This is a genomic window from Azospirillum sp. UENF 112521 (assembly GCF_058780665.1).
In genome coordinates this window covers 74,328-96,846 of the sequence record NZ_JBSNCI010000008.1, presented here as the reverse complement: position 1 = coordinate 96,846, position 22,519 = coordinate 74,328, and the positions used below count along the sequence as shown (strand labels likewise).

The 22,519-nt window shown below is 68.1% G+C and carries 13 protein-coding genes; 6 read left to right on the top strand and 7 right to left on the bottom strand.

What is annotated here, in order from left to right:
* The first annotated feature begins 232 nt into the window (after window positions 1-232).
* Both ACWPN8_RS30850 and ACWPN8_RS30845 read left to right on the top strand, forming a co-directional pair.
* Entirely contained in the window at window positions 233-1,357 is a 1,125-nt protein-coding gene (locus tag ACWPN8_RS30850) for a glycosyltransferase family 4 protein (protein WP_492243552.1), read from the top strand.
* Between the two features lie 57 nt (window positions 1,358-1,414).
* A complete protein-coding gene (locus ACWPN8_RS30845) occupies window positions 1,415-2,083 on the top strand; it encodes a formyltransferase family protein (RefSeq protein WP_492243551.1) in 669 nt (222 codons plus the stop codon).
* Here ACWPN8_RS30845 and ACWPN8_RS30840 read toward each other — a convergent pair.
* Together ACWPN8_RS30840 and ACWPN8_RS30835 are read right to left on the bottom strand one after the other, a co-directional pair.
* Window positions 2,080-3,924 carry a tetratricopeptide repeat protein gene (locus ACWPN8_RS30840; RefSeq protein ID WP_492243550.1) on the bottom strand — a complete coding sequence of 615 codons (1,845 nt, stop codon included), beginning with the start codon at window positions 3,922-3,924 and terminating at the stop codon, window positions 2,080-2,082. The two genes, ACWPN8_RS30845 and ACWPN8_RS30840, sit on opposite strands and share 4 nt — an antisense overlap.
* 166 nt (window positions 3,925-4,090) lie before the next feature.
* Window positions 4,091-5,425, bottom strand: a complete 1,335-nt coding sequence (locus tag ACWPN8_RS30835) for a glycosyltransferase family 10 domain-containing protein (protein WP_492243549.1) — start codon at window positions 5,423-5,425, stop codon at window positions 4,091-4,093.
* 237 nt (window positions 5,426-5,662) lie between these two features.
* Here ACWPN8_RS30835 and ACWPN8_RS30830 point away from each other — a divergent pair, with 237 nt between their 5' ends.
* The gene (locus tag ACWPN8_RS30830; RefSeq protein WP_492243548.1) at window positions 5,663-6,796 is read left to right on the top strand and encodes a glycosyltransferase family 4 protein; all 1,134 of its coding nucleotides are present in this window, start codon (window positions 5,663-5,665) and stop codon (window positions 6,794-6,796) included.
* 54 nt (window positions 6,797-6,850) lie between these two features.
* Here the strand turns inward: ACWPN8_RS30830 and ACWPN8_RS30825 are convergent, their stop codons facing one another.
* From ACWPN8_RS30825 to ACWPN8_RS30815, 3 genes are all read right to left on the bottom strand, one after another.
* Complete coding sequence (locus tag ACWPN8_RS30825; protein WP_492243547.1) at window positions 6,851-7,660, bottom strand: class I SAM-dependent methyltransferase; 810 nt, start codon at window positions 7,658-7,660, stop codon at window positions 6,851-6,853.
* A 108-nt stretch (window positions 7,661-7,768) separates the two neighbouring features.
* A complete protein-coding gene (locus ACWPN8_RS30820; RefSeq protein WP_492243546.1) occupies window positions 7,769-8,527 on the bottom strand; it encodes a class I SAM-dependent methyltransferase in 759 nt (252 codons plus the stop codon).
* A gap of 56 nt (window positions 8,528-8,583) precedes the next feature.
* Window positions 8,584-10,518, bottom strand: a complete 1,935-nt coding sequence (locus ACWPN8_RS30815) for a tetratricopeptide repeat protein (RefSeq protein ID WP_492243545.1) — start codon at window positions 10,516-10,518, stop codon at window positions 8,584-8,586.
* 282 nt (window positions 10,519-10,800) lie between these two features.
* Here ACWPN8_RS30815 and gmd point away from each other — a divergent pair, with 282 nt between their 5' ends.
* The 3 genes from gmd (at window position 10,801) to ACWPN8_RS30800 (ending at window position 13,408) form a co-directional block, all read left to right on the top strand.
* On the top strand, window positions 10,801-11,856 hold the full coding sequence (gene gmd, locus ACWPN8_RS30810) for a GDP-mannose 4,6-dehydratase (protein WP_247879457.1): 1,056 nt from the start codon (window positions 10,801-10,803) through the stop codon (window positions 11,854-11,856).
* Between the two features lie 55 nt (window positions 11,857-11,911).
* Window positions 11,912-12,907 (top strand): GDP-mannose 4,6-dehydratase, encoded by a 996-nt coding sequence (locus ACWPN8_RS30805; RefSeq protein ID WP_492243544.1) that lies wholly within the window; start codon window positions 11,912-11,914, stop codon window positions 12,905-12,907.
* Window positions 12,908-12,976: 69 nt separating this feature from the next.
* The gene (locus ACWPN8_RS30800) at window positions 12,977-13,408 is read left to right on the top strand and encodes a hypothetical protein (RefSeq protein WP_109047222.1); all 432 of its coding nucleotides are present in this window, start codon (window positions 12,977-12,979) and stop codon (window positions 13,406-13,408) included.
* A gap of 29 nt (window positions 13,409-13,437) precedes the next feature.
* Here ACWPN8_RS30800 and ACWPN8_RS30795 read toward each other — a convergent pair whose 3' ends face one another.
* Entirely contained in the window at window positions 13,438-15,312 is a 1,875-nt protein-coding gene (locus ACWPN8_RS30795) for an O-linked N-acetylglucosamine transferase, SPINDLY family protein (RefSeq protein WP_492243543.1), read from the bottom strand.
* Between the two features lie 122 nt (window positions 15,313-15,434).
* Window positions 15,435-22,427 carry a beta strand repeat-containing protein gene (locus tag ACWPN8_RS30790; RefSeq protein WP_492243542.1) on the bottom strand — a complete coding sequence of 2,331 codons (6,993 nt, stop codon included), beginning with the start codon at window positions 22,425-22,427 and terminating at the stop codon, window positions 15,435-15,437.
* Window positions 22,428-22,519: the final 92 nt, after the last annotated feature.

The following is a 22,519-nucleotide window of genomic DNA, read 5'->3' as shown; positions in this document are numbered from 1 at the left end:
GCACCATCCCGCTATGGAAAGCCGCCGCTGTCGTAGCATCGGGCAGGCGGGGAATCCAGTCCGCTCCGCTCGGCTTGACAAGCGCCGCCCCGGCGCGGGATCTTCCCGCCGCTCGGCGCCCGCTTGGGCGCCCGCCTGGGCTGGCGGACCTGCACCCAGAATTGGGGTTTCCATCATGATTCCGAACTTGGCTTTCACCTGGCAGCTCACGGAGGTCCACGGTTGGGGACTGGTGGGTGTCCACACCGCCCTCTACCTCGCCGACGCCGGGCGGCCGCCGCTGCTGCTGGAAAAGCCGCTGATGGGTACCCTGCGCCCGGAAAACCGCGAAAAGCTGCAGCCGCTGGAAGCCCCCTACCAGCAGATCGCCGCCATGGCCGACAACGCCAAGGGCCACATGCTGCTGCTGAAGGAGTTCGACGTCCTGCACGCGCTGGGCAACGGCTTCACCGCAGGCGGTCCGTCGACGCGCTTCCGCGGCCGGCGCAACATCGGCGTCATCGCCTATGAGGACACCCGCTTCACGCCCGAGGTGATGGCCCGCGCCCGCCAGTACGACCGCATCGTCGTGCATTCCACCTACAACAGGCAGCTTCTGGAGATCTGGGGCTTCGACAATGTCGGCCTCGCCTTCCAGGGCATCGACCCGACCGAAATGGTGGAGGCGGAACCGAGTGGCCGCTTCGGCGACCGCTTCGTCGTCTTTTCCGGCGGCAAGCTGGAGTTCCGCAAGGGCCAGGACATCGTGCTGGCCGCCTTCCGCGCCTTCCGTCAGCGCCATCCCGACGCGCTGCTGGTCACCGCCTGGCAGAACGCCTGGCCGGAGGTCGGCATGACGATGGCGGAATCGCCGCTGGCGCCGAAGCCGCCGCGGGTCCTGCCCAACAACATGATCGACGTGAAGAGCTGGGCGATGGAGAACGGCGCCGACGAGGAGGGCTTCGTCGATCTGGGCTTCCTCGGCCGCCACCAGATCGCCGGGATCCTCGCCGACTGCCACGCCGCCGTCTTCCCCAACCGCTGCGAGGGGGCGACCAACCTCGTCGCGATGGAGGCGATGGCCTGCGGCGTTCCGGTGGTTCTGTCCAACAACACCGGTCACCGCGACCTGCTGAAGAGCCCGACCCAGGGCGACGATTTGTGCCTGACGCTCGACCGTCAGGTTCCGGTCGCCGACCGCGACGGCAGCCGCTTCGGCTGGGGCGAATCCTCGGTCGACGAGCTGGTGGAGGCGCTGGAGCGGCTCTACGCCGACCGTGCCGCCGCCAAGGCACGCGCCGCGCGCGCCAAGGCCTTCATCCGCACCGAGCGCAGCTGGCGCGCCTTCGCCGAGGCGTTCGTCGACGCCACGCAGTGAAGCCGGGGCAGTGAAGCCGGGGCTTTCGCCAGGATTGTTGAGGGAGGAGGTCCGGTCATGCCCGCCACCCTGGTCCTGTTGGCCCAGCCGGGGGATGCGCGCCATCTTGCCGCCATCCTCGCCGGAGCCAACCACGACCTGACCGTCGTGACGGTCGCCGACCGCCCGCAGTTGGAAGCCGCGATGGCGGACCGTGGGCAGATCGACCGCCTCGTCGCCTTCCGGACCAACTGCGTGGTGCCGGCGGAGCTGCTGCGGCGGGTTTCGGGCCCCTCCTACAATTTCCACCCGGCCCCGCCCGCCTATCCCGGCCGCTACCCCTTCGCCTTCGCACTCTATGACGGGGTGGCGGAGTATGGGGTCACCGCCCACGAAATGGTGGAGCGGGTGGATGCCGGCCCGATCGTCGGTGCACTCAGCTTCGCCCTGCCCGCCGATCCCGACCCGGTCTGGCTGATCGACCAGGCCCATACCGCGCTGGTCCATCTGTTCGTGATGCTGGCGCCCCAGCTGGCGGCGACCGGCCGGCCCCTGCCCCGCACCGAGCTTGCCTGGGACCACAGCCGCCGCTGCACGGCCAAGGCGCTGGACGACCTCCGCACCCTGCCCTCCGACATCGGTGCGGAAGAGATGGAGCGCCGCATCCGGGCCTTGCGCAGCGTCGAGCAGGAGGGGCTCCGCCCCCGCATCGCCCTGCATGGCCGCCGCTTCGTGCTGGAGGATTAGACCCCGTCGAGGGCGTCGAGCAGACGGCGGGCGGCGGCGTCCCAGGTGAAATTGTCCATCAGATGACGGGCTGCGTCGCGGCGCTCCCCTTCGGGGTCGCGGATGACGCGGGACAGGATGTCGGCCGCGGCCTCCTCGTCCGGATGCCACCAGTCCAGCCCATGGAAGGGCTGGTAATAGGCGCTGCTGTACGGCATCAGCGCCGGGCCGGTGGTGCAGGGGATCAGGTGGGCGACCCGGTCGTTCAGATAGGCGGTGTAGGCGCTGTGCCGGGGCGCAATCAGCCCGGCCCCCAGGCAGCCGGCGCGGGTGATCGGCAGGTCCCAGCCCTCGCCATGCGACAGGCTGAGATAGTGGGTGGCCATGGCATAGAGGCCGGCAATTCCCGCATCGTCGTAGCGGTCGGTCAGCAGGGCGATGGGAGCCGCCTCATCCAGCCGCCGGCCGGTGGCACGCATGCCCTCCTCGACCAGACGGCGCATCTCGCCCATGAGGGACGACCCGCCCTTTCCCACCTTCAGGATCAGGATCGCATCGTCACCGGCACGGGTGCCGCGCAGCCAGACCCGCAGCAGCCCGGCGAGATTCTTGCGCGCGACGAAGTCGGAGATGTTGAGAACCCGCACCCGGTAATCCATCACGCTGCGTCCGCCCGGACCGACGATGGGCAGCGGCTGCGCCGCCGCATCGGCCGGATGGGGGGCGATGCCGGGCGGGCAGACGCGGATGCGGTCTTCGGGATGGCCGGCGGCGATCCAGGCCAGGCGCGAGGAGTCGGTCGGCACGACGACCATCTCGTGGGCCCGGTTGCAGACGGCCCAGGAGTCCGGGATGCGCGGCCCCTCGAACATGGTGTAGTTGACCGTCGGCAGGCCGGGGACCGGCTCCACCAGTGGCGGGGTCAGCACGCTGAGCGCCAGCCGCGCCCGCACCGGATCGCCGAGGCGCCGGGCGGCCGCCTGCAGGATCGGGTCGGTGAAGGCCGGGCGCCAGCTTTCCTCCCCCATCAGCCCGGCCAGCCGCAGGGTCGTCCCGCATTCCATCAGGCTGCGCACGAAATGCTGGGCGAAGTCGCCATAGCCGGACAGCACGGAGAAGGGGGCGCGGACCAGCAGCCCCTCCGGCGTGTGGGGCCGCTGGGCGTCGGCGGCAACCTGGCGGTAGAGCCGGGCGCGGGACAGTATGGGATCGCCCTGCGAGGCCCCCTGGGCGATCCCCTGGGCGGCCGGCGGCTTGGCGCCCGATGGACCCGCCGCCAGCAGGGTCTCTTCCGCCAGATCCGGACGGCCGAGCGACAGCCAGGCCGCGGCCAGATGGGTGCGGGCATCGGTATGGCCGGAATGCCGGGCCAGGACGGGGGTCAACACCTCCACCGCCCCGGCATGGTCGCAGTGCGACAGCAGGGCCACCGCCAGCAGGACCTGCCGGTCGGGATCGGTGGGGCACAGCCGGGCGGCATGGGTCATGTGGCGCGTGGCCGCCGCGTAATCGCCGGCCCCGTGCAGCAGGTTGCCGAGACGGCCGTGCGCATCGGGATCGCCGGGCGTCAGCAGGCAGGCGACGCGCAGATGGCCGATTGCCTCCCGCTTGGCTCCGCGCGCCAGCATCGCCGTCGCCAGATTGATGCGCCCCTGTGCGAACAGCGGGTGGCCGGCAACCAGCCGGTGCAGCATCCGCTCCGCCTCGTCCAGCCGGTCCGACTGGTAGAGGATGGCGCCCGCCAGGCTCAAGGCGTCGCGGTCGACGGGATTCTCGCGCAGCACCTGCTCGACCAGGGACAGCGCCTCGTCCCGGCGCCCGGCCTTGTACAGTTCGATGGCGCGATCGGTGACATGTCCCATGGCGTGGCCTTGACCGGGGAAGAACAGGGGAAAGCAGACGCTTGGGCGAAGAACTTGGGCGAGGAAAACGGCACCCCGCCCGATCCCCGGCCCATCCGGCGGCATAGCACAGGCCAATTTGGCCGGTCAAATGAACCCGGCGGCCCGATCCCCGGAGGGTGGACCGTCAGCGGCCCTTCTGAAAGGAGACCTCGGGATGAATGGTCACCTGACGCCAAGCTGTTCCCGTGGCATCGGCGCAGATTTCGGCCAGACGGTTGAACATGTTGTGGCCGTTCAAGACGGCGGCACGCTGCCGGGCCAGCAGGTCGGACACGTCGGTGTCCCTGTGCCGTTCCATGAAATCCATGATCCGCCGGTATGTCGCTTCCGGATCGCGGATGTCGATCTCGCAGAAGGTCGAGGGATCGAATGCCTCCCTGACCTTGGTGAACCCATGATAGATCGGGATCGACCAGCCGAGATAGGCGTCGGAAAGCTTCTCCGTCCAGTAATGGCTGCTCTGGTAATTCTCTATGCACAGATGGAATTTGTACGGAGCGATCGCCGCCCATTTGTTGGCGACCTCGCAATATCCCCGGCCGTACAGGTGAAGCTTGTCACCCATGAGGGCCTTCAACCGCCTCAGGAACTCCCCGCGGACGACATGCCCCTCGGTGAGCACCTTGTCGGACACGATGGCGGAGACGGCGAAGGCCTTGTCCATCCCCGTCACGCCGGACAGCAGGTCGTAGCCGATGGGTCCGGAGCCGGGCCACGCCTCCACACCGGACAGCCCGATGTGCCAGGGCAGTGGAACCTGCGAGAGCAGGGCGCGGGGATGCTCCAAATCCTCATGGGAGGTGACGACCAGATCGAACTGGTCCAGGTATCCGCGGCTGTAGCGGGACAGGGACGGCGGTTCCCCGGTCGCCAGGACGAGATTCCCCTGCCGGCAGGTGACCGTCCTGGGCACATCCAGATCCTCGTAGACCACCACCCAGTCCGACTGCCCGCCCCGCCGGTTGGCGACGAACTGGTGGTTTCCCCAGCGCCCGGTCCCGCCGGGAGTTTGCCGCAGCCAGGGCTGGTCCCACCATTTGTACAGCAGGTTGACGGTGACCGGAGCGGACGGTGTTGTCCCCTTCGGCTCCGCCCGGACGCGCAGGGGGGCGCTCAGGATGCGCTGCCGGCTGTCGATGTCGGCCAGTTCGGCCAGGGCCTCCTCGTCGCCGGGCAGAAGACGGGAAATCTCGCCATAGCAGTCCTTCGCCTCGTCCAGCCGGTTCAGGCGCTTGGACAGCGCCCCGACGAAACGCAGCAGCACAGGCTGGCCGGGAAGCAGGGCCATCGCCCGTCGCGCAAGGCGAAGCGCCTGCCCGTCCCGCCTGACGCCCTCCAACCCCTGTGCCAGGACGAACCACTGGTTGGCATCGGCCGGATCGACGGACAGACGGTGGACGCACTGCCGCAGCAGGGCCTCGAACTGGCCCGGGGCGGTGAACTGAAGGCGCTGACGCATCGATCGGCTGACCACTCGAAGGTTTTCTCCCCCGCCCGTCACGGCGAAGGATGAGGCTGAGAGACGGCCAATCTCGGACAGTCCGCCCGCCTTTTCAACATGAAGCGCTTATCGTCCGGCGGATGCAGACGCTATGAAACCGGCGGGCAGGCGGCCTATAACTCCGGGATCGCCGACCGGTCCCGCCCCACCGGCCCCGTGCAGCCTGCCGCCCTTCCGAAAAAGGCTTTTCGACCCATGAAGCTCCTCCTCATCGACTCCCATTTGACGAAGGCGAGCGATGCCTACAGCGAAACGGAAGGAATGGGTGGGATCGCCTCGTCGCTGATCTACCTGTCCGACTGCCTCGCCGCCGAGGGGCACGAGGTCGTGCTTGCCATCGGCAGCGGCCAGGATGCGCGCCGCAGCGGGGTCAAGGTCGTCGACTGCACCAAGATCACCGCCGGGGACCTGACCGGGACCGACGCGGTCATCGTCAGCAACAACGCCGACAACGTGACGGCGGTGAAGCGCTTTGTCCCCTCCGTGCCTGTCTTCCTGTGGGTCCACATCCAGCACGATGTGTGGTTCCACGACCTGAAATGCCTGGCCCATTATCTGGACACCGACCACGCGCGCTCCGCCGACGGCATCGTGTTCGTCAGCGAATGGCAGAAGCGGGTCTTCCTGGAAAAGTTTAGGGACACCGTCCCGGCGGAGCGGTGCCATGTGATCCGCAACGCCTGCAACCCCTTCGTCCTGCGGCGGCATGACGACGAGGCGGGGCTGTTCGCGGCCAAGCGGGCGGCACTGGAGGTGGCCTATGTCTCGGCACCGACGCGCGGACTGGAAACCCTGTTGAAGCTGTGGCCGGAGGTGCGGGCGAAATGCCCGGCCGCAACGCTGACCGTCTATTCCGGGCAGTCGATCTACGGCGTCGCGCAGGCCGACGACCCCATCCACCGCCTGCTCAGCGGCATGACGATGGAAGGCGTCGACTATCGCGGCCCGCTTTCCCATGCCCGCCTGACCGAGCGGCTGCTGAACACCGCCGTCGTCGCCTACCCCACCGCGTTCGAGGAGACCTCCGGCATTGCCCCCATCGAGGCGCTCGCCGCCGGCTGCAGCCTCGTCTGCACGGACCGCGGCGCACTGCCGGAAAGCGCGGCCGGCTTCGCCACCATGGTCCCCTATGGCAAGGGCGGAGACGGGTTTGAAAAGGCCTTCACCGACGCCCTGGTCGCCAAGATCGGGCAGTGGAGCAACGGCGACGGAGCGGACCTCCAGGCGTCGCTCCGGCACCAGCGGCAGGCGATCGGCGCCAATTACCGCTGGGAAAACCGGGCACTGGAATGGAAGTCGCTGATCGCCCTGTACCGGATGGGGCGCTGACCGGGCCGGCGGCGCGCGGGGCAACGGCGAGCAGGGCGGCGGCGCGGAGGCCGGTCAGTCCGGCCGCTTGCGCGCCACGAAGATAATCGGCGTTTCCCAATGCAGGCGCCGGGCGAGCCAGATCGCCGGTTCCAGCAGGCCGGAGCGGTGGACGAAGGTGACGATGCGCTTGGCGACCGACAGAGCCGCCCAGTCGCCGAAGCCCAGCGTGCGCAGGCGCTGCTCGAAGACGCCCCAGCCCCAGTCCAGCACCTCCAGCCGGCCGGGATGGCGGCCGAGCCAGCGGTCGAACCAGGGGCGGTCGATCAGGTTGAGGGTGTCGACATAGGATGGGTCGCGGCCGAACAGCCGGACATAGAGCTTCGCCAGACCGGCCGGCATCCGCGGCAGCCACAGGATGCCGTAATGCCCCTCCCACCAGGAGCCGTAATTCGGCACGACGATCAGCAGCAGCCCGCCAGGCTTCAGCACCCGCAGCGCCTCGTCCAGCACCGCCGCCGGATCGCCGACATGCTCCAGCACGTTGGAGGAATAGACGATGTCGAAGCTGGCGTCCGGAAAGGGAATCGCCTCGCCGGTGGCGTCGCGCACCGCGTCCGCCGGCAGGCCGTAATGGTCGATCAGCCGGCGGCAGACGTCGAGCGTGGAGCTGTATTCGCCCATGCTGGGCTCGATGCCGTGGATGTCCAGCCCATGCGCCGTGCGCCCGCGCACCACGGTCATGCCGCAGCCGGACCCGACCTCCAGGATGCGGGCGTTGCCGGCATCGACGCCGGCGGCCGCGGCCGTCCGCCGCAGCTCCGCCACCTGTTCGTCGGCGCGCGCCTCCGACAGCATGTCGCGCACGACGTCCTTCACCGGCACGCGGGTGACGCCGCCGATGAAGCCGCTGTCGATGTAGCCGCGGGACAGCAGCCGGCCCAGTTCCTCCCAGTCGGGGGAGCCGCCCGGTCCTGCCGGCCCGCCGCCGCCTCAGCCATTCTTCGTCGCCCGGATCACGAAGATCGTGGCGCTCTTCATCCGGCCCAGACGGTCCTGGATGCATTCGGCCTTGAAGCCGTTGCGCTCGAACAGCGCCACGATCTCCTCGATCGAATAGAAGGTCTTGTAGGGCGGATAGTACCAGTCCTCGACCTGGGCCTGGATCGACACGTTGTCGGCGCGGCGGTTGATCTCCTGACCCTTCAGCGCGCAGGCGACCTTGGTCAGGCCGGTGAAGAAGCCGCCGACCAGCTTGCGCCGGGCCGGCGTGTCCATGTAGGCACGGCAGAAATGGCGCACGCCCTCATGCACCGGCGACAGCCAGGTCTTCAGGTAGAGGCCGAGATAGACGGTGCCGCCCGGCTTGGTGACGGCCATCAGGTTGCGCATCACCTTCATCGGGTCGGGCGCCATCATCGCAACCCCCCAGCACCAGACCAGATCGAACGGACCCAGGTTCGTGTCCAGTTCCTGGAGATCCTGGTGGTGGAACTCGATGTTGTCGCGGCCGAAGCGCTGGGCCTGCTGGCGGGCCGTGGCAAGGCTGTCCGACGAGACGTCGACCGACACCACCCGCTCCGCCATTTCCGACAGGATGACGGAGCAGATGCCGTGGCCGCAGCCGGCATCCAGCGCCCGGCCGATCTGCCGCTCGGTCAGCGTCTCCAGCATGTACTTCTTGGTCTCGTCGTAGATCGGCACGAAACGGGGCCAGAAGTCGTCGTAGAATTCCTTGGTCGCGAGATCCATGGGGCTGCCCTCCTGCCCTTTTCGAGGGCGTCGCGTTGATCGTGATGGTGGTGGTCTTAAGGGGTGCCGGACGAACTCGTCCAGGGGGAATAGGGCCTGATCCGCTGCGCCGCCGCATCCGGCTCGACGAACAGGCGGGCATTGCGGTTCAGCAGGGCCGCCAGCTGGCTGTAACCGCTCTGGGCGCTGACGCCCAGCACGTCGGCGTTCATCAGCACGTGGAAATCCTGCAGGAACTCCAGCCCCTTCCACGGCTCCACCGCCCCGTCCTTCGCCAGATCGTCGAGCGAAACCGGCGCGAACTCCGCGAAGTCGCCGATGGTCGCCGGGTCGTCGGTGGCGATGTACAGCACCGGCCGGTCCAGCGTCGGCCACAGCGCCTTCAGCCAGTCGACGTACCAGGAGGTCTCGGTGATGGTGTAGCGGAACCAGACGAAGTCGCCGCGGCGGATGTGCAGGGCCACCACCGTGTTACCGCGCGCCTTCAACGCCTGCATCACCGGATCGACATGAGGCAGCCAGTCGGGCCGTGGCTTCAGCCAGGACTGTACCCGTTCGCGCCACTCCTCGCGATAATCGAACAGGAACAGCGGCGAGAGGATGTCGACGCCGGGGCGCGGGTCGTCGCGTCGCCCGGTCACCAGATCGTTCAGGATGCGCCGGCCGAAATGCATCGGCTTCAGCCCGCCGCCGGGCCTGGGATCGTCGAGATCGAAGTAATGGCCGCCGACCCAGTCCGGCGTCTCCAGCCGGTAGCCGAATTTCTCGGCGTAGAGCCGCAGCAGCACATATTCCAGGGCGTTGTGGGCGAAACGGCCATGGGTCGCCAGCGTGGACGAACAGATGCGCGGCAGGGACGGGTCGGAGTTGGCCGGACGCTCCAGCCGACGGCCCTGCCGGGCCAGGGACTGCTGCAGCCCGGCGATCGACTTGACGGTGAAGAAGCGGCTGCCATGGCCATGAACCCCGGCCAGCACCTCCACCGCACGGTCGGTCTCGCCGGCAGCCAGCCAGTTCTCGGCGACCGCGGTCAGGCATTCGATGCGGAACATGGCGGGATCGGCGGCATGCGGATAGCGGTAGTCGGCGAAGAAGCGCCGGGCTTCCTCATGCCGCCCCTGGCGCGCCAGCAGGGCCGACAGCATGTCGATGGCGCCGGGCACGTCGCTGCCCGGCTGGGTCAGCGCCAGCCGCAGCACCTGCTCCGCCTCGGCCAGCCGGTCAAGGCCGGTCAGCACGTCCGCCAGCCGGGTCAGCGCCATGTTGAGGCCGGCACGTGCCGCACCGGCATAGCTGTCGACCGCCGCCTCGGCCAGTCCGGCGGCATGCTGGGCATTGCCCTGGTTGTAGAGCACGCTGCCATGCCCTGGCTGGATCAGCAGCGCGCGGCGGAAACAAGTCAGCGCCTCGTTGAGACGACCGACCTCGACCAGCAGGTTGCCCAGGTTCATGTGGGCACCGGCAAATCCCGGATGCAGGACGAGCGCGTTTCGCTGGCTTGCCTGCGCCTCCTCCACCGCCCCGTCCTGCCGCAGCGCGATTCCGAGGTCGTGATAGCTTTCGGAACGGTAGGGGTTCAGCCGCAATGCGCGGCGATAGGCCACAGCGGCCGTCGCCCAGTCGCGCGGCCCGCCACGCCCGCCCAGCAGGGCGGCAAGCGCCTGATGCGCGCCTTCCAGCGCCGGATCCAACTGGATCGCCCGGCGATACGCCGCGGCGGCGGCATCGATCTGGCCAAGTTCGGACAGGGTGCTGCCGAGGTTGCAGGCGGCGTCCGCCATCTCCGGCGCGATGTCGAGAGCGGCCCGGATCAGGTCCAGCGCCTTGTCCCGGCGGTTCTGGCGCCGCTCGATCAGCCCCAGCAGATGCAGGGCATGGGCATTGCGTGGATCGACCTCCAGAATGCGCAGATAGAGCGCGCGCGCCTCGTCCAGGCGGTCGGCACGCTGAAGTCCCACGGCGATCTGCAATGCTTCGGCGACGGTAGCCATGACAATCCGTGCTGTGCGGCCTCCGGCCCCGGCTCCACGGCCGCACCCGACCGGGGCCGCCGGGGATGGCCGGCCCGTTCGGCGCGCACCCTATCGTTCCGCGATAGGCGCTTCAACTCCGTTCGTGCCGCCGCCGGCTTCTCCATCGCCCCGCCGGAAAGCCGATAATGCGGCACAATGCCCGTGCCTTATCTGGGATCGGGCGCAACGCCCCTTGCCTTGCCAGGATCCTTTGAGGATAGTGCCCGATCATTAACGCCGTACAGATCAAGGGTCGGTCCTTTGCGCAAAGTTGCCCTCATCACCGGCGCCACCGGCCAGGATGGCGCGTATCTTGCCGAGCTTCTGCTGGGGAAGGGCTATATCGTCCACGGCATCAAGCGCCGGTCGTCGTCCTTCAACACGGGGCGGGTGGAGCATCTCTACCGGGATCCGCATGAGGAGGACGTCAGCTTCTTCATGCATTACGGCGACCTGACGGACAGCACCAACCTGATCCGCCTGGTCCAGCAGGTGCAGCCGACCGAGATCTACAATCTGGCGGCCCAGAGCCACGTGCATGTGAGCTTCGAGACGCCGGAATATACCGCCAACGCCGACGGCATCGGCACGCTGCGTCTTCTGGAGGCGATCCGCATCCTGGGTCTGGAGAAGACCGCGCGCTTCTACCAGGCCTCCACCTCGGAGCTGTACGGCAAGGTGCAGGAGACGCCGCAGCGCGAGACCACGCCCTTCTACCCGCGCAGCCCCTATGCCGCGGCCAAGCTGTACGCCTACTGGATCACGGTGAACTACCGCGAGGCCTACGGGATGCACGCCAGCAACGGCATCCTGTTCAACCATGAAGGCCCGACCCGCGGCGAGACCTTCGTCACCCGCAAGATCACCCGCGCGGTGGCCAGCATCGAGCAGGGCCGCCAGGACTGCCTGTATCTCGGCAACCTGGACGCCAAGCGCGACTGGGGCCATGCGCGCGACTATGTCGAGGGCATGTGGCGCATCCTGCAGCAGGACGAGGCGGACGACTACGTGCTGGCCACCGGCGAGACCCACAGCGTGCGCGAGTTCGTCGAGCTGGCCTTCGGCCACATCGGCCGCGGGATCGAATGGCGCGGCGAAGGCGTGGACGAGGAAGGCATCTGCCAGAAGACCGGCAAGGTGGTGGTTCGCATCGACCCCCGCTATTTCCGCCCGACCGAGGTCGACCTGCTGCTGGGCGACCCCAGCAAGGCGCGCGAGAAGCTGGGCTGGACCCACACCACCGCCTTCCGCGATCTGGTCCGGGAGATGGTCGAGTCCGACATGCGTCTTCTCGCCGGCGGCGACGATCACCGCTGACACCGCCCCCGCGACCGCTCAGTGACCGCCCGGCAACCGATGTAGGCGCCGTCCGATGACCATTGGAGAAGTGACCCGAAGCGATCCGAAGAGCGCACTGATCTTCGGCGTTTCGGGCCAGGATGGCGCCTATCTCTCCCAGCTTCTGCTGGACAAGGGCTATGCGGTCCACGGCACCTCGCGCGACCGGGAGATGGCGGGCTTTGCCAATTTGCGGCGGCTCGGCATCTTCGGCCGGGTGATCCTCCATTCCTCCGTGCTGACCGACTTCCGCAGCGTGGTCGAGGTCATCGCCCGGGTCCGGCCGGCCGAGATCTACAATCTCGCCAGCCAGGCCTCGGTCGGACTGTCCTTCGACCAGCCGGTCGAGACGCTGAACAGCACCATCTCCAGCACCATCAACATTCTGGAAGCGATCCGCTTCCTGAAGCTGGACACCCGCTTCTACAGCGCCTGCTCCAGCGAATGTTTCGGCAACACCGAGGCGCCGGCGGACGAATCCACCCCCTTCCATCCGCGCAGCCCCTATGGCGTCGGCAAGGCCGCCGCCTTCTGGGCGGTCGCCAACTACCGCGAGGCCTACGGCCTGTTCGCCTGCTCCGGCATCCTGTTCAATCATGAATCGCCGTTGCGGCCCACCCGTTACGTCACGCAGAAGATCATCCGCGGGGCTGCCGACATCGCCGAGGGAAAGACGGACGTCCTGGAGCTGGGGACGCTGTCGATCGCCCGCGACTGGGGCTGGGCCCCGGAATATGTCGACGCCATGGCCCGCATGCTGGCTCTGGACGAACCCCATGATTTCGTGATCGCCACCGGCGAGGCGAACCGGCTGGAGGAGTTCGTCGCCCAGGCCTTCTCCTATTTCGGCCTGGACTGGCGCCGTCACGTCAGCGGCAATCCGGACCTGCTCCGCCCCTCGGACATCGCCTTCAGCGTGGGCAACTCCGCCAAGGCGGACCGGATGCTGGGATGGCGTGCCGAACGCCGCATGGCCCAGGTGGTCGCCGGGCTGGCGGATGCCGAAATGGCACGCCGGTCGGTCGCCTGAGCCCCTGTCCCAATTCGCTTTCCGAGACCCTCATCCGTCCGGAACAGCCTTCCGAAGAAAGCCCGCCCCATGTCGGCCAGGAGCAAGCTCGTCATCAACATCGAGGTGGACGACCGCACTGTCCTGTTCCCGGACGGCAAGTTCCTGTCCCACATCGCCTTGCATGAAGGCGAAGCGGCGGACGGCGAAGGCGCCTTGCGGCTGGAGGGCGTCTTCCTGTTCAACGAAAGCCGGCTCGGGCCGGAGATAGCCTCCCTGGACGTCGAGGACGCCCGCGAGCTTGCGCGGTCGATCCTGGACGCCGTGTTCCAGGGACGCACCCAGCATGTCCTGTCGGAGACGGCCAAGGTCGCTGTGGTCTTCAACCCGAACGGCTTCGTCCTGCGCTTCGGCGAAGGGGCGGCCCTGCGGGAGCTGTTCATCGGCTCTCCCGCCATCGTCCGGCTGGCCCAGGGCGTCCTGCGGATGGCCGACCGCCTGTCGGCCTTGCCCGCACACTGATCCCCCCAAACGGCTTGGCCGCGCTCCGGTCAGGACGTTTCCTGGAAAAAGCGTTCGATCGCCCGGATCGACGTCCCGTCGTCGAACAGGACGGCGCTTCGCTCAAGGATGCGCTGCCGGACCTGGGCGCGCAGCCGCTGATCGGTGCCGAGCCGGACCACCCGATCGACATAATCGGCCGGATCGCTCGCCACGCAGTCGTCAAGCCCCATCAGCCTGTAGAAACCCAGGGTATGGCGTCCGCGCATGAAGGCGCCAGGCCAGGTCACCACCGGCGTGCCGAAGGCCAGAGCCTCCAAGCTTGTCTTGCCACCGCTGTAATGGAACGGGTCGAGCATGACATCGGCGTCGGCGGTCAGTGCGATGAAATCCGCGGTCCCCAGCCCCGGCAGCAGGTGGATGCGACCGGCCACATCGGGTCCCTTGGCGCCCAGCCGCCGCGTCAGGGCAGCGCCTTGGCCGCGCGGATCGACAAAGACAAGGATGCCGTCACGGTCCCGTCGCAGAATGGCGATCAGGGCGTCGTCATAGACGGGATGAATCTTGAACAAGCTCTGCGGACAGAGATAGAGCCGGCTTTCGGCGGCCAGGCCGAAATCGATGCGGGTCTTGCGCGGTTCGGCCAGCCGTGGGCGCCGGTAGCAGACGGTCGGGCCAGGCAAGCGGATCAGGCGTTCGCTGTAATGAGCCTCGCCATCCTCCGGCTCCATCGCATCGCAGCTCAAGAAGACGTCCAAGGTGGGAATGCCGGTGGTGTCCGGATGCCCCCAGCTCAGGCATTGCCGCGGCGCCAGCCGGGCAAAGGCGAGGAAGTAGGTGAAGGGCGACATGCCAATGTCGGTATAGTACAGGACATCCAAGCGCTCCTCGGCGATGATATGCCGTGCGGCACCGAGATCGCGCGGAATGTCGACCGCGCGGTCCGCCACGGTGCGCAAGTGGCGCCGCAGGTCGTCGTCCGGCCCTGGCGTGAGGAACAGCACCACCTCGAAGCGTTCGCGCGACAGCCGCTCGATCAGCCCCTCGTTCAGCATGCCAATGGTGTGATTGTGGAAATAGTCGGAGATGAAGCCGACGCGGAGCCGCCGACCGGCCCTGTCCTCCGCCGCGCCGGGCCATCCGGGCTCCCGGCAATGTGCGGCGGTGTAGAGCAAGGAGGGGCAAGCCTCCTGGTACAAGGCAGCCAGCTCGCCGTTCAAGGCACGATTGTCGAGCCCATGATAGGACAGGAAAAAGGACGTGACGCCGACCTCGCGCAGCGGGTCGTCGATGCGCAGGCCGTGCTCGCGCGCCTGCCGCAGCACGGCGGCGCAATGGGCGCGGCTTTCCTCGATCTCGGTCGCTGAGCGGGGAATGGCCGGCAAGGTCAGCGCCTCGCGCACCAAAAGCCCGTCTCCGCCGCCCAGCCGCCAAGCCCGACGGTAAGCCCGCCGCGCCTCCTCCAGTTGGCCGGCACGCTGGGCAACGATGGCAACCTTGCGGTAGGCCTCTGCCACGCTGGGTTCCAGCGCCAACCGATGCCTCAAGGGAATGAGCGCTTGCGGGTTATCGCCCTGCTCGCTCATGCAGCTTCCCAACCCGTCGAGCAACCGGGCATCCCCCGGCCGCAGCCGCAAGGCGCGATGGAAGGCCGCATCGGCTTTGAGGCCAAAGGAATGGAGCAGGATGGCCAGGTTCACCGCATAGACCGGCTGGCCCGGATCAAGAAGCATGGCCGTGCCAATGTGGGCCAGCCCCTCCTCGCCATGGCCGGATGCGCACAAGGCGGTGCCGAGCATGTGGCGGGTGACGGCATGATCGGGCGCCAGCCGCAGCACCTCCCGCGCGAGCGCCGCTGCCTCGGCGAAATGCCCGGCGGCATGACGCTGCTGGGCATGGGTGAAGACATCTTGGATCGAGGCCATCGGGAGCCGAAACACCGCTTACCGGGATAGGTCCGCACAAAGAGAAAGGGGGCGCCCCTGCGGGCGCCCCCTCCTTTTAGCAGGCTTGGGCTCACGCCCCCATCATCAACCGAGCCCCATCATCAACCGAGGTTGATGTCGGAGAGCGAGAGGACGGTGCCGTTGTAGACGCCGAGCAGCCGGACCTCGGTGGCGGCCACCTGGCCGTCGCCGTTGGTGTCGACCACCTGGTACAGGCCGGAGCTGGTGCCGTTGTTGGCCAGAACCAGCGTGCTTGCACCAGCCGACGAGTTCGTCAGCGTCCCCAGGGCCGAGCGGAAGCTGGCCAGCGAAGCGTCCGTCAGGCTGCCGCTGACGACCGAGGTCAGGCTCACCAGCTCGTTGGAGCCGATGTTCACGCCGTTGGTCGCAGCAGAGGCCGTCGAGAGCGAGGCATCGCCGTTCTTATCCGCAGCGGTCCGGGCCGTACCGGTCAGCTGCACCTTGTCGGTGCCCGACTGGAAGTTCGAGACCGAGACGAAGCCGGTGTTCGCGCCCAGCGCCGAGATGTCGGTGAAGGACGAGTACACCACCGTGTCGGTGCCGCTGCCCGAAGCCAGGCTCAGGCTGTCGCCCGTGCCGGCCTGGAAGCGGATGCCCGCACCGCCGGTCACCGTGATGGCGTCGGTGCCCGTGCCGCCGATCAGCGTCTCGATGCCCGAGACCGACATCGTCACACCGGTGTTGCCCAGCGTGATCACGTCGTTGCCGGTGCCACCGGTCAGGGTCTCGATGCCGCGCAGCAGGACCGTGTTGCCGCCATCGCCGAGGCTGACGATGTCGGAACCGGCGCCGCCGACCAGGATCTCGATCCCGCTCTCGGCCCGCATGGTGACGCCCGTGTCGCCCAGGATCACCAGGTCGCTGCCCGCACCGCCGATCATGGTGTCGATGCCGCGGGTGATGACGGTGTTGCCCGCCGCACCCAGGGTCACGACATCCGAACCGGCGCCGCCGACCAGGAACTCGACGCCCGAGGCCGTCATCGTCACGCCGGCCGAACCGGTGAAGACGATGTCGGTGTTGGCGCCACCGACCAGGGTCTCAACGCCCGTCACGGTGACCGTGTTCGGGGTGTCGCCCAGGGTGATGACGTCGGTGCCCACGCCGCCGATCAGCGTCTCGACCGCACGGGTCAGCAGGGTGCTGCCCGAGGTGCCCAGAGTGATGACGTCGGTGGCAGCGCCGCCGACCAGGATCTCGATGCCCGAACCCAGCGTCATGGTGACGCCGGTGTCGCCCAGGAACACCAGGTCGCTGCCCGCACCGCCCGACAGGGTGTCGATGCCGCGGGTGATGACCGTGTTGCCCGAGGAGCCCAGGGTCACGACATCCGAACCGGTGCCGCCGACCAGGAACTCGACGCCCGAGACCGTCATCGTCACGCCGGCCGAACCGGTGAAGACGACGTCGGTGTTCGCACCGCCGGTCAGGGTCTCGATGCCCGTCACGGTGATGGTGTTCACCGTGTCACCGAGCGTGATGACGTCGGTGCCCACGCCGCCGATCAGCGTCTCGATGCCGCGGGTCAGCAGGGTCGTGCCCGAGGTGCCGATGGTCAGCACGTCGGTGCCAGTGCCGCCGACCAGGATCTCGATGCCCAAGCCCAGGTTCAGCGTGTTGCCGGTGTCGCCCAGGATCACCAGGTCGCTGCCCGCACCGCCGATCAGCGTCTCGATGCCGCGGATGGTGGTGGTGTTGCCGGCCGTGCCCAGGGTCAGGACGTCGGTGCCGGCGCTGCCGATCACGAAGTCCGCACCCGAGACGGTGAGGGTCGAACCAGCCGTGCTGGTGAAGATCACCTCCAGGCCCGTGCCGCCGATCACCGTTTCGATGCCGCTCACCAGCAGCGTGCCGCCGGCCGAGCCGATGGTTACGATGTCGGTGCCCACGCCACCGGTCAGGGTCTCCAGACCCGAAACCAGCAGGGTGTTGCCCGCCGTGCCCAGCGTGACGATGTCGGAGGCGAGGCCACCGATCAGCGTCTCGATGCCGCCGACGATCAGCGAGTTGGCGGTGTTGCCGAGCGTGATGACGTCGGTACCCAGACCGCCGGTCAGCGTCTCGATGCCGCGTAGCAGCACCGTGTTGCCAGCCGTGCCCAGCGTGACCACGTCGACGCCCGTGCCGCCGACCAGGATTTCCAGGCCAGCCGCCAGCAGCGTCGAACCGCCCGAACCCAGGAACACGAGGTCGGAACCCGTGCCGCCGGTCAGCGTGTCGATCGCGTTGACCACCAGGGTGTTACCCACGGTGCCCAGCGTGATGATGTCGGTGCCCACGCTACCGGTCAGGGTCTCCAGACCCGAAACCAGCAAGGTGTTGCCCGCCGTGCTCAGCTGGATCAGGTCGAGGCCTGCGCCGCCGGCCAGGGTCTCGATGCCCGAAACCAGCATGGTGGTGCCGGTGTCGCCGATGGTGACGACGTCGGTGCCGACGGAGCCGGTCAGGGTCTCCAGGCCACGCAGGAGCAGGGTGTTGCCCGTGGTGCCCAGCGTGACGACGTCGGTGTTGGTGCCGCCGACCAGGATCTCGATGCCCGAAGCCAGCATCGTGTTGCCGGACGAGCCCAGGAAGATCACGTCGGTGCCAAGACCGCCGGTGACCGTCTCCAGCAGGTTGGCGAGCAGCGTGCTGCCGGCCGTGCCGATGGTGATCAGGTCGGTGGCGGTGGAACCGGTGATGGTTTCCAGAGCCGAGACCAGCAGGGTGTTGCCCGCCGTGCCCAGCGACACGACGTCGACGCCCGAGCCGCCGTTCAGCGTCTCGATCAGCGTCACCGCGAGGGTGTTGCCGGCCGAGCCGAGGGTGACGACGTCGGAGAGCGAGCTACCGGTCAGGGTCTCAAGACCCGAAACCAGCAGGGTGCCGCCCGTGGTGCCGATCGTGATGGCATCGGAGGCGGTGCCGCCGATGATCGTCTCGAACAGCGAAACTGTCGCGGTGTTGGCCGTGTTGCCCAGCGTCAGGACGTCGGTGCCCACGCCGCCGGTCAGCGTCTCGATGCCGCGCAGCAGGACCGTGTTGCCGGCCGTGCCCAGCGTGACAACGTCGGTGCCGACGCCGCCGATCAGGATGTCGATGCCCGACACCGAGACCGTCGAACCGCCCGAGCCCAGGAACACCAGTTCCGAACCCGTGCCGCCAACGATGGTTTCCAGCGCATTGGCAAGCAGCGTGCCGCCCGTCGAACCGATGGTCACGACGTCGGTGGCCGTGCCGCCGGTAATGGTCTCCAGGCCCGAAACCAGCAGGGTGTTGCCCGCGGTGCCCAGGGTGATGGCGTCGGTCGCCGCACCGCCAGCCAGCGTCTCGATGCCCGAAACCACCATGGTGGTGCCGGTGTCGCCGATGGTGATGACGTCGGTGCCCAAGCCGCCGGTCAGGCTCTCGATGCCACGGACGATGACCGTGTTGCCCGAAGTGCCCAGGTTGACCGTATCGCTGCCCGCACCGCCGATCAGGAACTCCAGACCGGAAGCCAGGACCGTGTTGCCGGCCGAGCCCAGGAAGACGAGGTCCGTACCCGAAGCGCCGGTGATCGTCTCGATGCCCGAGGCCAGCAGGGTGCCGCCCACGGTACCGAGGGTGACGACATCGGTGCCGACGCCACCGGTCAGGGTCTCCAGCAGCGACACCAGGACGGTGTTGCCGGCGGTGCCCAGGGTGACGACGTCGTTACCGGCCTGACCGGTCAGCGTCTCGATGCCGGACACCAGCGTGGTGTTGCCGAGGACCGAGGCGAGGGTGATGACATCGGTGCCGACATTGCCGGTCAGCGTCTCGACGGCCGAGACGAAGACGGTGTTGCCGGCCGTGCCCAAGGCGATGACGTCGGTGGCGGTGCCGCCGATGATCGTCTCGAACAGCGAAACCGTCGCGGTGTTGCCCGTGTCGCCCAGCGTCAGGATGTCGGTGCCGACGTTGCCGGTCAGCGTCTCGATGCCGCGCAGCAGAACCGTGTTGCCGGCCGTGCCCAGCGTGACCACGTCGGTGCCGACGCCGCCGATCAGGATGTCGATGCCCGACACCGAGACCGTCGAACCGCCCGAGCCCAGGAACACCAGTTCCGAACCCGTGCCACCGGTGATCGTCTCAAGACCGTTGGCAAGCAGCGTGCCGCCGGCCGAACCGATGGTGATGACGTCGGTGCCCAAGCCACCGGTCAGGGTCTCCAGACCCGAAACCAGCAGGGTGCCGCCCGCGGTGCCGATGGTGATGGCGTCCGTCGCCGCACCGCCAGCCAGCGTCTCGATGCCCGAAACCACCATGGTGGTGCCGGTGTCGCCGATGGTGATGACGTCGGTGCCCAAGCCGCCGGTCAGGATTTCCAGACCGCGGACCGTGGTGGTGCTGCCAGCCGAGCCCAGCGTGATGACGTCGGTGCCCGCACCGCCGATCAGGAACTCCAGCGCGACCGTTTGGAAGGTGCTGCCAGTCGAGCCGATGAAGACCAGGTCGCTGCCCGCGCCGCCCTGCAGGAACTCGATGCCCGAGGTCAGCAAGGTGTTGCCGGAGGTGCCCAGGATGACGGCATCGGTCGCCGTGCTGCCGGTCAGGGTCTCCAGACCCGAAACCAGCAGGGTGCCGCCCGCGGTGCCGATGGTGATAGCGTCGGTCGCCGCACCGCCGGTGATCGTCTCCAGCAGGCTGGCGAGGATCGTGTTCCCGGCCGAACCCAGGGTGACGACGTCGGTGCCCACGCCACCGGTCAGGGTCTCCAGACCCGAAACCAGCAGGCTGTTGCCGGCCGTGCTCAGCGTCACGACGTCGGAGGCCGTGCCACCGATCAGCGTCTCGATGCCATTGACGGTCAGCGTGTTCGCCGTATCGCCCAGGGTGACGACGTCGGTGCCGACACCGCCGGTCAGCACGTCGATGCCGCGCATCAGCACCGTGTTGCCGGCCGTGCCCAGCGTGACGATGTCGGAGGCCGTGCCGCCGACCAGGATTTCGACGCCCGAAACCAGGACGGTGTTGCCCGTGGTGCCGAGGTAGACGAGGTCGGAGGTGCTGCTGCCGGTGATCGTCTCCAGCAAGCTGGTGAGGATGGTGCCGCCAGCCGAGCCGAGGGTAACGACATCGGTGCCCGAGCTACCGGTCAGGGTCTCCAGACCCGAAACCAGCAGGGTGTTGCCCGCCGTGCCCAGCGTGACCACGTCGGAGGCCGTGCCACCGATCAGCGTCTCGATGCCGCCGACGGTCAGCGTGTTGGCCGTGTTGCCCAGCGTGATGACGTCGGTGCCGACACCGCCGGTCAGAACGTCGATGCCGCGCAGCAGGACCGTGTTGCCGGCCGTGCCCAGCGTGACGATATCGGAAGCCGTGTCGCCGACCAGAACCTCAACGCCCGAAACCAGGACGGTGTTGCCCGTGGTGCCGAGGTAGACGAGGTCGCTACCGGCGCCGCCGGTGATCGTCTCCAGCAGGTTGGTCAGGACGGTGTTGCCGGCCGAACCCAGGGTAACGACGTCGATGACGGTGCTACCGGTCAGCGTCTCGACCAGGGTGACCAGCAGGGTGTTGCCGGCGGTGCCCAGCGTGACCACGTCGGTGGACGAGCCGCCCGTCAGGGTCTCGATGCCGCCGACGGTCAGCGTGTTCGCCGTATCGCCCAGGGTGACGACGTCGGTGCCGATACCGCCGGTCAGCACTTCGATGCCGCGCAGCAGGACCGTGTTGCCGGCCGTACCCAGCGTGACGATGTCGGAAGCAGTGCCGCCGACCAGGATCTCGAGGCCGGAAACCAGGACCGTGCTGCCGGCCGAGCCGAGCGTGACGATGTCGGTGCCCACACCGCCGGTCAGCGTCTCGAGGACATTGGCCAGGATGGTGCTGCCGGCCGTGCCCAGCGTCACGACGTCGATGACGGTGCTGCCGGTCAGGGTCTCGATGGCATTGACCAGCAGGGTGGTGCCGGTCGTGCCCAGCGTCACGACGTCGGAAGCCGCCGTGCCGGTCAGGGTCTCGATCGCGCCGACCGTGACAGTGCTGCCGCCGGTGCCCAGCGTGACCACGTCGATGGCGGTGCTGCCGGTGATGACCTCAATGCCGTTGACCAGCAGGGTGGTGCCGGTCGTGCCCAGCGTCACGACGTCGGAAGCCGCCGTACCAGTCAGCGTCTCGATCGCGCCGACCGTGATGGTGCTGCCGCCCGACGCCAGAGTGATGACGTCGGTGGCGGTGCCGCCGGTGATCGCCTCAATGCCGCTGACCAGCAGGGTATTGCCGGCCGTGCCCAGAGTCACGACGTCGGTGGTGGTGCCGCCGGTCAGGGTCTCCAGACCCGAAACCAGGATGGTGCTGCCGCCCGAGCCGAGCGTGATGATGTCGGTGCCGACACCGCCGGTCAGCGTCTCGAGGACATTGACCAGGATGGTGCTGCCGGCCGTGCCCAGCGTCACGACGTCGATGACGGTGCTGCCGGTCAGGGTCTCGATGGCGTTGACCAGCAGGGTGGTGCCGGTCGTGCCCAGCGTCACGACGTCGGAAGCCGCCGTACCGCTCAGGGTCTCGATCGCGCCGACCGTGACGGTGCTGCCGCCGGTGCCCAGCGTGATAACGTCGATGGCGGTGCTGCCGGTCAGGGTCTCGACGGCATTGACCAGCAGGGTGTTGCCGGCCGTGCCCAGAGTCACGACGTCGGTGGTCGCGCTACCGGTCAGCGTCTCGATCGCGCCGACCGTGATGGTGCTGCCGCCGGTGCCCAGCGTGACGACGTCGGTGGCGGTGCCGCCGGTAACCGTCTCGATCAGGCTGACGAGGACCGTGTTGCCCGACGTGCCCAGCGTGACGATGTCAGAAGCCGTGCCGCCGGTCAGGGTCTCCACCGCGGAGACCAGGATGGTGCTGCCGGACGTGCCCAGCGTAACGACGTCGGTCCCAACACCACCGGTGATCGTCTCAAGCAGGTTCACCAGCATGGTGGAGCCGGACGTGCCAATCGTGACCACGTCGGTGGTGGTGCTACCGACCAGGGTTTCCAACAGCGAAACCTGGAGGGTGGAACCGGAAGTCAAGGTGATGAAATCGGTGCCGGTGCTGCCGATCAGGGTCTCAAGCGTCGAAATCGACACCGTGTTACCGGCGGTTCCGAGCGTGATGACATCGGTGCCAACGTTACCGATAATCGTAGAGAACTGCCCCAATGTTAGGGTTGAACCCGTAG